This is a genomic window from Microcystis aeruginosa NIES-843 (assembly GCF_000010625.1).
Lineage (GTDB): Bacteria > Cyanobacteriota > Cyanobacteriia > Cyanobacteriales > Microcystaceae > Microcystis > Microcystis aeruginosa.
In genome coordinates, this window is record NC_010296.1 from 4,787,151 (window position 1) to 4,801,407 (window position 14,257).

The following is a 14,257-nucleotide window of genomic DNA, read 5'->3' on the forward strand; positions in this document are numbered from 1 at the left end:
TAATTATCCTTGATTTTTAGCTGTGGGATTTAACTAATTTCGCTCTGGCAACCAATGCCTATCAAGCATTTGTTCAAGGGAATAGGGACAATTTAGAGGAAAATTGTGAGGAGATATTTCAGTTTTTTGACCAACAATAAAAACGGCATCTTGATAGATTTTTTCTTGGTTATCTAGGAGATATTTTTCTAAATTTGTGCTTAAGTATCCATTTAGCTGAACTCTAAAAGTGGCTATTTCTCCTTGCCAATGCCGATGATTTAATTCAAATTCTTTTGACCAATATTGCCACAGCAAAAGATGAATAATTATCTGTCTTAAAAAACTCTCAACTCGATTTTTATCCCGTTTGCTCAAAGCCTCCAACTCCTCGATTAAATGTTGAATATCCAACTCAGCTAGACGATTTGCCTTGAGAAGTTTAATTGTTTCAGTCAACCAGAGATGTTCATCTTGTTCGTAGAGAAATTGTAACTGATTTAGCCAAGTATCTTTTTTCATATTTTTTTGGCTGAGGAGACTTCTAAAACTGCTTTCGGGTAGGCAATGCGTTGATGGTGGAATTGTTGCCAAACTTGCACAAAAACCTCGGCAATAATTGGTAATTCCTCCTGACGAATACCACTATCTACTAATTGTTGATCGCGCCATCGGGCCTGAAAAATCTTTTTAATCATATCCATAGCTTGTTCTGGGGAGGCCTCCTTCAGCGATCGCAAAGCGGCCTCACTACTATCGGCTAACATAACGATCGCCGTTTCTCGCGATTGGGGAATCGGACCATCGTAGCGAAAGGCCGCCTCATCGACGAATTCTTGACCATTTTGGGCGGATTTTTGCAAAGCTTGCTGATAAAAATAGGAAATTAAGAGATTGCCTTGGTGTTCGGGAATAAAATCGCGGATCACTCGCGGTAAACCGTGTCTGCGGGCCATGACTAACCCTTCACTAACGTGCTTTTTAATAATCTCGGCGCTGACGTAGGGATCGTTAATTTCATCGTGTTTATTCGGGCCACCCATTTGATTTTCAATAAAACCGAGAGGATCGTGCATTTTCCCGATATCGTGATAGAGAGTTCCCGTGCGAATTAATTCCACATTACAGTGCAGTTTTCGGGCGGCCGCTTCAGCTAAACAGGCGACAAAAAGGGTATGTTGAAAAGTACCCGGTGCTTCCGTGGCCAAACGTTTGAGCAAACTACAATTAGGATTGGACAACTCCACCAGACGAATGGGAGTGACCACATCGAAACAGCGTTCCAAATAGGGGGATAATCCTAGGGCGATTACCGTCCAAGCTATCCCCGATAGACCATAGACGAGGGCCGTGGGTAGTAGAGTATAGATGATCGTGCTGGCCGTGGCGCTAACGATTAGGTAAGTGAGCAGATAAACACCCCCTTGACTGACTCCGATTCCCATCCCTAGCAGCGATAATTCATCCCTAGAACGCAATTTTCCCGCTATCATAGCCGCTAATAGTCCCCCTATCGTCCCGGCGATTAAATCGGCGCTGATACCTTGGCTGCTGAATAGGGAAAGACCGGCAGTTAAGAGGACTTGGGTGACGGCCAGAGTCGGGCCGTAGAAACTGCTGACTAATAAACCCACGGCGGCCAGATTGGTAAAGGGAATATTGGCGATCGCTAGGATCGGTGTGGTAAAACTTAGTAAACCCAAGAGAATAAAATCCCGGTGACGCAGAGGCCGATGGAGACGTTGGGCAACGAGGCAAAAAGTCCCGATCGCGCTGGTGACAAGGATTGCCGTTGACCCTAAACCCATCCAGTTAATGCCCCGTTCGCTTAAACCAAAACCATCGATGAGAACAAACTGAGCTTGAGTAATTTTTTCGCCTGCTTTAACGATAATTTGACCGGTTTGAGCGCTAGACATGACCGTATCTACCGCTTCCACCGCTTTAGTGGCTTGTTCTTTGGTTGCCTCCCGATCTTCTATCAGGTTCGCTTCTCCCTCCAGGGCTGCTAGAAGGATATTTTCGGCTAAAGACTGCTGGCGACTGGTTAGGCGATCGCTGCTAATCTGCACGGCGATGGTATCCTGTAGGTGACTGGTGGAAATCCCCGGGGGAATGCCTTGCACCAAAATCCGGCGACCCGCTTGCAGGAGGGCTTTTTCTAGGTTTTGCCACTCTCGATCGCCCATTTGGGCCGCTGTGATCAGATCGGCGTATTTGAGTTTATTTAAGCTGGAATGCCGATAATTTTGGCTGGTTTGCTCCTTTATTTGCCGTAATTGCCCTAATCGATCGATAAATTGCTCAAAGCTTCCCTTCGTCACGCGCTGACGATAGGCTTGGATTTCGCTAACAGCATATTCCTGCTCTTTTGTCAAGAGGTTTGTAAAAGATTCTTCATAGTTGAGGCGGCTCTGTAGAGTTGACCATTGAGGGGCAGAAAAGGTGAGCAGCGTTTCCATTGTGGCGTTGGAAATATTTCTGCCCATTAAAATGGAATTTCTTCGCAAAATTGGGCTAATTTGACTTAATTGCCCTAAAGTGTCTCGCAGCGATCGCTCGATCTGGGCGGTGGTTTGGGGGTCTCTTTTCAGCCGGGGAAGCAGTCCAGCCCGAATTTTTTGGCGTTTGAGGGCGGTGGTTTCTTGGTCTTGAAAACGGGCATCTTCGGGGGCGATAATCGTAACGGGGGAAATAGTCCCGACGGCCAATTTCGGCTGATTATAGAAACGATAACCGACCACGCTAGTCAGACAACCGACGGTAAACAGGAAGATTAAGGGTCGTCGCAGTTTACCCAGGGAGTAAGAGCGAGATTTTCGGGCAGAATCAGGAAAAACAGTGAAAGAATGCAGAAAATGATTCATAAATTCCAGCTAAATTCTATAAACTGCGCCACCATGCCCAGAGGAAAAATACCAGCAATTTGGTTTTGTGTTCCCTTTTCTATTTTAAGGACTCCCTGTGCAAAAAAATTTTTTCTCGAAAGGTAAGCTGCCCGGGCATTTAAATTGCTTGTTGAGATGAGGCACTCATGCAAGAGGCAAAAGGGAAAAGAGGTAATAAATAATCGGTTTTTAATAACCGGATTTAGGATTACAGGCTCTTCGTTACCCTTTATGCTAAATCAACAGACAAGATGCCAAGATAACATACTTCTAACCCAAAAATTCCGAAAGTTTCTAAAGCCATAGCCTCTCCGTTTTATTAGTTTAAGTTTATTGTTGATTCCCTCGACCACCCCATTCGTTGTCCTTCGCTCGAAATAACTAATTATTTCTCCAAACCAGTTTCGGATTGTTTGACAACTCTTGGTAAAAACACTGGAGGATTTTGCCAACCATTCCGAGATGGATAGCAGTCCCTCTGTCGGATTCTTTGAGGTTTCATAAATCTTTCTTAATTCTTCCTTTAATTCCTGCATCTTTTTCAAATTTGGGAATTTTTCTTTGATAGCTTCTAGTTTAATTTTTTGGGGTTCCGTTAAATCTTCTTCATTTTTTAACAGGCTATATTTACTTCGCTTTAAAACTTCTAGCTTCGCTTCTTTTTCCGCTTTCTGTTTTTTATTTTTCTGCGCTTCTACGGCTCTTTTTTCCGCTCTTCTCTGTTCGTCTAACTCTTGATTAATTTGTTTCATGACATGGAATCTATCGGCGACTACCTCGGCCGATGGCATCAATTCTTTCACCAAATTTTTATAGGGCAACCAAAGGTCTATGCTCACTTCTTCAATTTGCTCTAACACCTCTTTTCCCCACCCAGTAAGCGTTTCCCTCAACTCTTCTTGTGTTCGCTTCTCTAGAATAGCTATTAGTTTTCCCGTATCTAAATTTACTAAAACCGCACAGTAATTTTTTTGTCCTTTGACTAGAGCGATTTCATCAATTCCTAGTCTTTTTAATTCCGATAGGTCTGGCTCTGTAATTTCTTCGGCGATGTCCTCTATCATTCTTTGAATCTCTTCTTCCGTTACGTCATTTATTCGACTAACATTTAAAATATCTCCTTCTTTTAATTGTTCGAGTATATTTGCGGCTAGTCTTTTCGTATAGGTTCGTTTCTTGGCGACAAAATCTAACTCTTCGCTCAAGGGTTTCTGACAATTATCGCACTTAAATTGACGACGATTAACTTGTAGGTATACTGGTTGACCTGAGATTGGTAAATCTTTGACTAAATGTCGATGATTTTGGTGGAGTTTATCGCTCTCTAACCCACAACGAGGACAGGTTGCTTTTTGATTTTTCGATTCGATTCGGCAAACTATACCGATATTTTCTAGGTGTAGATAGCCTTGAATACAGGTTCCTTTTAGGTTCAAAAATTTGTCAAGTATCATAAGTAAAATAATCTCGTTTTTGGCTATTATATCAAATCTTAACTCAATTGTCTATCTTTTGGTATTAACCTGTTTGTGCCTTAAGTCCTTCCCTGTATGGATTTCAGCTACTTTTGAGCGTAGGCGCTCTCATCGAATTTTATTTTAAGTTAATTATTTGCATAACAATTCCCGAAGAGCCGGATTACAGGTGTATAACAGGTGTATAATAAATTTAAACCCAAGGCAGAAAGCTTGGGCTTGTCTTTTTCCCTAACCATAAACAGAAGGAATTCAACACCCCCAAGTAATTGACCGATTAATTTTCGGAAAATGGGGTGTGCCTGCTGATGAAGACAACACAAGTAAGTTCCGATTTATCTAGTACAGATATGTCATCTCTAGCCGATTTTTTGAGTTTTGATGGAGCCTTCCCAATCACCTTTGATTTAACAGGTTCCGACGATTTAACTGTATCGAAGGAAACTTCTCCCTTAGGAGTCCTGAACTCTAACCCCTCCCCATCTATAGTCTCCTCGGAGGCTCCTACGGTTTCAGCCTCCCCTGCCAACGATCGGACGGCGGTGAGCAACTTTGCCTCTAATACCTTTACACTGGCTGATTCCTTTCCAAGAACACTGATCTCATCTCAGCCGACTCATGATCAACAGGATGACGTTAGCAAGCTGTTCAGAGATGGGTGGATTGGTCAAGATCATTCCCCCCAGTTGTTTAGTAGTCTCCATGGGGGCGATTCAAAGGCTTCGGGTCCTTGCACCTGTTCGCAATGTAGCTTGCCTCCGGTCGATCCTCGACGGATTGTCCCTGAAGCTGAAACTCTCAACAAATTGCCCCTACCGTCCCTCGATCTGACTAAGACCTTTTCGCTAAACAGCTTGCCCGGGGCTAACCACACCATCTATCTTGACTTTAACGGCCACACCACTACAGGTACTCTTTGGAATACTGCCTTTGGGAAGAGCAGTATTGTTACTCCCACCTTTGATCTAGATGGTAGTCCCGCTTCCTTCAGTACCACTGAACTGGAGCGCATTCAATACATCTGGCAACGAGTCGTCGAGGATTTTAGCCCCTTTAATGTTAACGTCACCACCCAAGAACCCACCCTGGATCGTTTGATTAAGAGCGGCACTACAGATACGGCCTGGGGTGTGCGGGTCGCCATTGGCGGTAGCAGCTATGACTGGTTCGGTGCGGGTGCTGGCGGTGTTGCCTATGTAGGCTCCTTCAACTGGAATAGTGATACTCCCACCTTTGTTTTTAGCACCCAAACCTTGTCGGATGAAAAGTACACGGCTGAGGCCATCAGCCATGAAGTGGGTCATACCCTGGGACTCAAGCACGACGGCAGAACCACTCCTTCGGAAGCGTACTACCTCGGCCACGGTGCTGGGGAAACGGGCTGGGCTCCAATTATGGGAGCTGGCTACTATCAGAATCTGACCCAGTGGAGTAAGGGGCAGTACCTGGCCGCCAATAACACCGAAGATGACCTGGCTATTATTACCACCCAAAATGGCTTTGGTTACAGGGTCGATGACAAGGGTAATACTTTGGCGACAGCCAGCACTTTAACCGTCTTTGGAACGGCGGTAAGCTCCAGCGGTATTATCGAGCGTAACACCGATGTGGACTTCTTTAGCTTCACCACTGCGGCTGGGCCAATTAGTTTGACCGTAACCCCCTCTAATCGCGGTCCGAATCTGGACATTCTGGCGGAACTCTACAATGCTTCGGGTGTGCTGGTGGCGAGCTCTAACCCAGCGGATTTCTTGGCTGCTTCCATTAGTGCCAACGTCGGCGCTGGCACCTACTACTTAAAGGTGGATGGGGTTGGTAAGGGCGATCCTCTAGGTACGGGTTATACCGACTACGGTAGTTTGGGACAGTACGCTATCACTGGTAGTATTATCAGAGGAACAATCTCGATCGCCAAAACCACCGATGGTAACGAAGCCGGTTCCGTGAGCAGTGTCTTTACCCTCACCCGCACCGGCGACCTCTCCAGTGCCTTAACCGTCAACTACACCCTGGGGGGGACAGCGACTCCAGGTGTTGACTATACAGGCACTACTCCCAGCAGCGTCACCTTTGCGGCACTTTCCCCCACAGCTACCATCACTCTGCCCACCAAGGATGACCTCTTGAGTGATCCCGGTGAAACCATCACCACCACAATTACTGCCCCGGTCGGCTACACTATTAGTGGCCCTGACAACGCTACGGCCACCATTCTTGACAATGATGGTAACGCGGCCAATGACAACTTGGTCGGGACAGGCTTTGCCGATGCCCTGGCTGGAGTGGGAGGTAATGACACCCTTAGCGGTTTAGGAGGCAACGACACCCTCGATGGTGGGGCCGATAACGACACTTACCTCTTCAACACGGATCTGGTCTTGGGTAGCGATCTCCTCATTGATGCCCTTGGAACCGATACCCTCAACTTTGCGGCGACTACAACTAAAACCATCAACCTCAATCTCGGCAGTACCGCCGCCCAAACCGTCACCGCCGGGAATCTCACTCTCACCCTAGCTCGTGCCACTGCCTTTGAAAATGTTATTGGTGGTAGCCTCAACGACACCATTCTGGGCAATAGTCTGGTCAATTCCCTCACCGGTGGGGCCGGTAATGATAGCCTGACAGGTGGTCTTGGCAAAGATATCCTGACGGGAAGCGATGGATTGGATACTTTGAATTACAATTCTCTCGGTGAGTCGCTGCTGACTGGCTTTGATGTTATTCAAGGCTACAATGGCACAGGTGCTAGTCTTGATAGCATTAATGCCCCTGCGCCTATTGCACCAATCACTTTGACCGCATCGAAAGGGACAGCTAGTTCTTTAACCGAAGCGGCGATTCAGTTGGTCTTGACTAATGCGGCCTTTGCTGCTAACACTGCGGCGGCCTTTACACTAGACCCATTGGCAAATCCAAACTATGCAAATGATACTTTTATCGCTCTCAATAATGGAGTGGCCGGTTTCCAAGCCGCTAATGATGCGATCATTCAACTGAGTGGTTACAAGATTGCTGTCGCACCAGTGCTAGTGATCTAGATTGAGAGATCATTCAAGTTTGCAGGCAGTAGGAGACTCTTCTCCTACTGCGACTAGGGGTCTTTCAAAGCATAAGCTTCCTGTTGTTGTTCTGCGAAGCCTAAGAGGGGGGTGATTCGGTAGTAGTGATGGGGGCTTAATCCTTTGCTTTGCTGTGCATTGTAGTCATCGATAACTGAACTTCCACCCTATGAATATACTGGCTATGGCTAAAAGTCTTACAGAGCCTGATTTAAAGCAATGTAATACTAATAAACTACTGGCTACAAACTCCTGAAATCTTTACGCAGATAGGGTTTGAGGCAAAAATTTTCAAATTTGACCCTTCGACCATTATAGCTTGTTTCCAGGCAGAAAACCAGCAAAAACATGGCTACAGAGGGAATCGCTGACTCTAGAGATTAATCACACCATCTGTTATAATAAGGTTAGCGATCACTATACAGCCAACTCTACGGAATCGCTCTACTCCAGATACAGTCAACGGTACAGACATTTTCAAGCGAAAAATGTACCCAGTAGCCTCTTTTCAATTTTTTCTGAGACGCTCCCTAAGGGTTTTGTTGATTTTTTAGTATTTATGTAGGACTTGCTGAATAAATCTAAAAACCTTATTGGGTAAGACCTTTAGACTTTTTGTCAATCAAAAAGTACCAGATATGGGAGTGATCGGGGCGAAATTTAGGCACTTTTTCCCTGAAAATTAGGTAATTGGCCACCTCAAAACTGGTAAAACTCTACACCCTACACCCCACACCCCACACCCCACACCCTGCCCCCACGAACAACTTTTTCAGCAAACCCTATGTATGGGGGAAGTCCAGGTATTACATGAGACTGGACCAAAACGAGGGTGAGTTAGTTAAGATAACTCACCCTGAAAGAGATTTAGCGATCAACTGACCCCATAATAATATCAATACTGCCTAAAATCGCCATAATATCGGCAACTTTTACCCCTTTGAGGATATGAGGCAGAATTTGAAGATTATTAAAATCGGCGGCCCGAATTTTCCAACGCCAAGGGAAAACATCATCATTACCGACGATAAAGATACCTAATTCCCCTTTACCACTTTCCAAGCGCACATAATGTTCACCTTTAGGAATCTTAAAAGTGGGGGCGACTTTTTTGGCGATATATTGATAGTCAAAATCATTCCAAGCTGATTTTTTCCCTTCTGCCATCCGTTTTGCTTCCAGATTTTCGTAGGGACCACCGGGTAAACCTTTCAGTGCTTGCCGGATAATTTTCACCGATTCGCGCATTTCCCGAATCCGCACCAGATAACGAGCAAAACAATCGCCGGCGGTTTCCCAATGCACTTCCCAGTCAAAATCGTCGTAACACTCGTAATGGTCAACTTTTCTTAAATCCCATTTCACCCCGGAAGCGCGTAACATCGGACCAGATAAACCCCAGTTAATCGCTTCGTCTCTGGTAATGCAGCCTATCCCTTCAATACGACGGCGGAAAATCGGGTTATTAGTGATTAATTTCTCGTATTCGTCCACTTTCGGGTCAAAATAGTCACAGAAATCCACGCACTTATCCACCCATCCGTAGGGTAAATCTACCGCCACGCCACCAATACGGAAATAATTATTATTAATTAACCGCATTCCCGTGGCAGCTTCCCAGAGGTCATAAATCATCTCCCGTTCCCGGAAAATGTAGAAAAAGGGAGTTTGTGCGCCTACATCCGCCATAAAGGGGCCTAACCAGAGTAAATGGTTAGCGATGCGGTTGAGTTCCAACATAATCACCCGGATATATTGCGCTCGTTTGGGAACGGCGATATCGGCTAATTTTTCGGGAGCATTGACCGTAATCGCCTCATTAAACATCCCTGCGGCGTAATCCCAACGACTAACGTAGGGAACGTACATGACATTAGTGCGATTTTCGGCAATTTTTTCCATGCCCCGATGAAGATAACCGATCACGGGTTCACAGTCAATCACGTCTTCCCCGTCAAGGGTGACGATTAAGCGCAAAACTCCGTGCATCGAAGGGTGATGGGGTCCCATGTTTAAAACCATGGGTTCTGTTCTCGTTTCAATTTTTGCCATAGGGCTACCGATGATCCCGAAAATCTTTTTAAAGTCATTATAAGTAAACGCCTTGACAATACACAAGGACTATCGGGTATCAGGAGACGGCCGGCAGAATTTAGGAGGCAGTCACGATGCAACAAGTTACACTGTCAAGCATGAAAATATTCTGATCCTAAATCCAGTTATTAAAAACTGATTATGTATTCCCCCTCTTGCCTCTTGCCTGTCCTGATATATAGCCTATACTCAAGGGATTTAGTATTACTTGAGATCTGATTACTCAATCCAAGCTTTTGGGGGGTTCTACCCCCCAAACCCCCCCGTTGGGGGCGTGGCGCCGCCCCCAAACCCCCCGCGCATTAGTTTTTCGGTGGGATGCTTACACGCAGCCGCTGACACATCTGTAATGATTTGAGAGTCACTCCCCTTGCAGGAGTGTCTCTGCTGATATGTAGCCTATACTCAAAGGATTTAGTATGATCGACGAATTGGCGTTATTTCAGCTTCTATTTTCAAGTCAGTCAGGATTTAGGAGATTATTTTATTTATTCTCCCCATTTCTCGTTACAGTAGAGCAGGAAGTCGCCTTCCCACCCCCTGCTTCAAAACCGGACTTACGACTTTCGCCGTATCCGGCTCCTGAGTAACTAGGCTACTGTCATTAGTAGAATAATAATGGGAATTATTATTTCCTTGTCTATTCAACCCTCTTGGCTGTATCCCCACCAGACAAGATTGTTGGTTTTAGGGCGTATATGACCGTTGATTGTTGCTTAGACTTCCTAGTTACCCGTCCTTTGTCAGCATATCTTTGATATTACTCAAAGCCTTGGCTTTTAAGGACATCCTCTCCCTCTATTGACTTGCGGATGGTTTCCTACTGCCCCGAACGGGCAGAGTCAATCAGGGTTACTTCGTTCCCTATAACCATTGGTTGAACCCTTAGGATGATACTGTCCACAACAGAGTAACGGGAATGCCTTACTGATAGTGGTATGAGCTATCAGCCCCAACTCTGTTAACTTTTGTTTCGAGCCTGTCAGCCTTTTGGCTCGTGGGTGTTGACGATGGTTAATTCGTATCTTCGCCCCAGGGCTATCCATAGGTTCTGGCTCAACGGGTTTCTGATTTAGGCTATCAGATACCGCTTTTTTTTCCTCGCTCACTACCTCAGATGTACCAAGTCTAAAGCAGCAGGAAATGCCGTCACTCTAGGCATCTAGAGGACAGGACTAAGGTTATTACTAACCCGCACCTGTAGGGTTATAAAGTTATCAAGGTACTACATTTACCAAGCGGCTAATCCTCTAAACGTCTTACTGTCTAGTTTCTAGCCAACGAATCGCACCACACCCCACACCCTACACCCCACACCCCACACCCCACACCCCACACTCCACACCCCACACCCCCACTTCCCCGCTTGATCGAGTACAATATGTTCAGCAAAATCGATCGGTTATTAGCTTTGATTAGTCCTTCGGTAAGAGTTATAAACCAGAGAAAAGAGCCATTAAGAGCGGCAATAAGCTGAAAAAGCTCAAAAACTGAATTTTAGGCTGAAGGCTGACGTTAGCTTGCTGAAAGCTGAATCCCGTTGATATTTTTTTTACTTGAATCACCGTGGTTATCCAAATCGACTCAACTCAAAACTACGAAACTAAAACCCAAGAGATCGCTAGACAACTTTTAGCCGAAACTCGGGAAAAAAAAGGTCTTTGGTCTGCTTTACAGGATCAAATGCGTTGGGATGATAAATTACTCGATTGGGCAATGTCTAACCCCAATTTACGAGTACAATTATTCCGTTTTATTGACTGTTTACCCGCTTTACGCAGTAATGCCGAGATCGCTAATCATCTCCAACAATACCTCGGTGATGCTTCCGTAGAACTGCCCAGTGCGCTGAAAAGTATCCTCAACTTTAGTGATCCTAACTCCCTACCCGCTCAAACGGCCGCCAGTCTGATCAGTAAATCCGTAGAAACCTTAGCTCGTAAGTATATCGCCGGGGAAGACCTAGGGCAAATTACTCGCACTGTCACCCGTCTGCGGAAGGAAAAAATGGCTTTTACCATAGATCTCCTCGGTGAAGCGGTAATTACTGAAGCGGAAACCCAAGTTTATCTACAAAGTTATCTGGATTTAATGACCCATTTGGCTCAAGAAGCGAGCAAATGGAATAAAGTTAGCCAAATTGATGAAGCGGACGGCGACTTATTACCACAAGTGCAGGTTTCTGTCAAGCTAACTGCCTTTTATTCTCAGTTTGATCCCATGGATCCGATTGGTAGTAAGGAGAAAGTTTGCGATCGCATTCGCCTACTGTTGCGACGCGCTCAGGAGTTAGGGGTGGCAGTCCATTTTGATATGGAACAGTACGTTTATAAAAACCTCACCCTGGCTATCCTGAAAGAATTACTCCTAGAAGAAGAATTTCGCAGTCGTACCGATATTGGCATCACCCTACAGGCATATTTAAGAGATTCTGCCCAAGATTTACAAGATTTAATTAATTGGGCCAAAAAGCGCGGTTATCCCCTGACTGTCCGGCTAGTCAAAGGCGCTTACTGGGATCAGGAAACGATTAAATCTCGGCAAAATCATTGGCCACAGCCGGTATATAACGAAAAATCGGCCACAGATGCCAATTATGAACGGATGACGCAGTTATTATTGGAAAATCATCAATATTTATACGCCGCCATCGGTAGTCATAACGTGCGATCACAAGCCTTGGCCTGTGCGATCGCAGAAAGTTTAGAAATTCCCCGTCGTCGCTTTGAAATGCAGGTATTGTACGGCATGGGCGACCAATTAGCCAAAGCGTTAGTGAAGCGGGGTCATCGGGTGCGGGTTTATTCCCCCTACGGACAACTCTTACCCGGTATGGCCTACCTAATCCGCCGTTTATTAGAAAATACCGCTAATAGTTCCTTCCTAAGGCAAAATTTGGAGGATCGTCCCGTGGAAGATTTAATCGCAGCCCCCCGGGTTTTAGGCAAGGATAACCCGATTATCCCCGGTTTTCCTAATGCCCCCGATACAGATTATGCCAACGAGCAATTACGAAATAAAGCGAGTCAAGCCCTTACTTTTGTCAAAAATTCCCTCGGTAAAACCTATTTACCCCTAATTAACGGCGAATACGTCGCCACCAATGTTCAAATTAATTCCGTTAATCCCTGTAACCCGCAGGAAATAGTGGGTAAAGTGGGCTTAATTGAGGTGGAACAGGCAGAAAAAGCGATCATAGCGGCAAAACAGGCTTTTCCCGCTTGGAAACGCACTCCAGTGGCTAAAAGAGCCGAAATACTGCGAAAAGCGGCGGATTTGATGGAAGCGCGACGACACGAGTTATCGGCCTGGATTTGTTTGGAAGTGGGCAAAGTTATCCAACAGGCGGATCCGGAAGTGTCAGAAGCGATCGATTTTTGCCGTTATTACGCCTCCGAGATGGAAAGACTGGATTTAGGGCATAATTTCGACGTAGCAGGTGAGAATAATCGTTATTCCTACCAACCCCGGGGTATTGCTTTAGTGATTTCTCCCTGGAATTTCCCCCTAGCGATCGCAGTTGGAATGACAGTAGCGGCTTTAGTAGCAGGTAACTGTACGCTATTGAAACCTGCCGAGACTTCCTCGGTGATTACGGCGAAATTTGCCGAGATTCTCCTAGAAGCGGGTATTCCTGCCGGAGTCTTCCAATATATCCCGGGTAAAGGTTCGCAAGTGGGGGCGCATTTAGTTAGCCATCCCGATGTTCACCTAATCGCCTTCACCGGTTCACGAGAAGTGGGCTGTCGCATCTATACAGATGCCTCCATCGTGCAAAAGGGTCAAAAACACCTAAAACGAGTTATCGCCGAAATGGGCGGCAAAAATGCCCTAATTGTCGATGAGAGTGCCGATTTAGATCAGGCCGTTGTCGGTGCGGTTAAGTCCGCTTTTGGCTACACCGGCCAGAAATGTTCCGCCTGTTCGCGGATAATTGTTCTGGAAAGCGTCTATGATAGCTTTGTGGATCGCTTTGTCGAGGCTACCAAGTCCCTCAATATCGGGCCGACGGATTTACCGAGTACGGAAGTAGGACCGGTTATCGACGAGAAAGCTCAAGCAAGAATTCGGGAATATATCGAAACTGGTAAAAAAGAGGCTGAATTAGCCCTAGAAATGCCAATTCCAGAAGTGGGTTACTTCGTCAGTCCCACCGTCTTTAAAAATGTTCCCCCTGATGCGGTAATAGCGATGGAGGAAATTTTTGGTCCAGTGGTGGCGATTATCAAAGTGAGCAATTTCGAGGAAGCTTTAGCTGTAGCTAACGGAACCGACTATGCTTTAACCGGCGGCTTATATTCTCGCACTCCTGCCCATATTAACCGAGCTATGCAGGAATTTGAAGTGGGAAACCTCTATATTAACCGGGGAATCACCGGCGCGATTGTCTCCCGTCAACCCTTCGGGGGTTTCAAGATGTCGGGGGTAGGTTCCAAGGCTGGGGGTCCCGATTATCTGCTGCAATTCCTCGAACCTCGTCACATCAGCGAGAATATTCAACGTCAGGGATTTGCACCGATTGAAGGGGCCGATTAAGCGATATAGCCAAAATTGGCGATTATTGGGGGTTTATACCCCCAAATCGGGTTAAATTATCGGCTAAGACTAAATCCAGTTATTAAAAACTGATTATTTATTCTCCGTTTTGCCTTCTGCATGAGTAGAAAACGGGTTTCTCCGAGAAACCCGTTTTCTGTGCGTTACTCAACGGATTTAGTATCAGGAGTCGGTCGTCAGGAGTCAGTATTCAGGAGACTAT

General features: G+C 45.8%; 7 protein-coding genes. 2 read left to right on the plus strand and 5 right to left on the minus strand.

The annotated features are described in order from the left end of the window. Nucleotides 1–33: 33 nt before the first annotated feature. From MAE_RS22700 to MAE_RS22710, 3 genes are all read right to left on the minus strand, one after another. Nucleotides 34–501 carry a DUF29 domain-containing protein gene (locus MAE_RS22700; protein WP_012267606.1) on the minus strand — a complete coding sequence of 156 codons (468 nt, stop codon included), beginning with the start codon at nt 499–501 and terminating at the stop codon, nt 34–36. After that, a complete protein-coding gene (locus tag MAE_RS22705) occupies nt 498–2,846 on the minus strand; it encodes an HD family phosphohydrolase (RefSeq protein ID WP_012267607.1) in 2,349 nt (782 codons plus the stop codon). Before MAE_RS22705 ends, MAE_RS22700 begins: the two co-directional genes overlap by 4 nt. A gap of 260 nt (nt 2,847–3,106) precedes the next feature. Further along, entirely contained in the window at nt 3,107–4,321 is a 1,215-nt protein-coding gene (locus MAE_RS22710; protein ID WP_012267609.1) for an ISL3-like element ISMae36 family transposase, read from the minus strand. A gap of 329 nt (nt 4,322–4,650) precedes the next feature. Between MAE_RS22710 and MAE_RS35400 the strand changes: the two genes are divergently transcribed. After that, on the plus strand, nt 4,651–7,383 hold the full coding sequence (locus MAE_RS35400) for a bluetail domain-containing putative surface protein (protein WP_012267610.1): 2,733 nt from the start codon (nt 4,651–4,653) through the stop codon (nt 7,381–7,383). An 888-nt stretch (nt 7,384–8,271) separates the two neighbouring features. Here the strand turns inward: MAE_RS35400 and MAE_RS22725 are convergent. After that, complete coding sequence (locus tag MAE_RS22725; RefSeq protein ID WP_002760089.1) at nt 8,272–9,456, minus strand: NAD(P)H-quinone oxidoreductase subunit H; 1,185 nt, start codon at nt 9,454–9,456, stop codon at nt 8,272–8,274. Nucleotides 9,457–10,764: 1,308 nt separating this feature from the next. Beyond that, the gene (locus MAE_RS35900) at nt 10,765–10,890 is read right to left on the minus strand and encodes a hypothetical protein (protein WP_269453943.1); all 126 of its coding nucleotides are present in this window, start codon (nt 10,888–10,890) and stop codon (nt 10,765–10,767) included. A 174-nt stretch (nt 10,891–11,064) separates the two neighbouring features. On the opposite strand from MAE_RS35900, the gene pruA reads away from it, so the two are divergent. Beyond that, nucleotides 11,065–14,034 carry an L-glutamate gamma-semialdehyde dehydrogenase gene (gene pruA, locus MAE_RS22730; RefSeq protein WP_012267614.1) on the plus strand — a complete coding sequence of 990 codons (2,970 nt, stop codon included), beginning with the start codon at nt 11,065–11,067 and terminating at the stop codon, nt 14,032–14,034. Nucleotides 14,035–14,257: the final 223 nt, after the last annotated feature.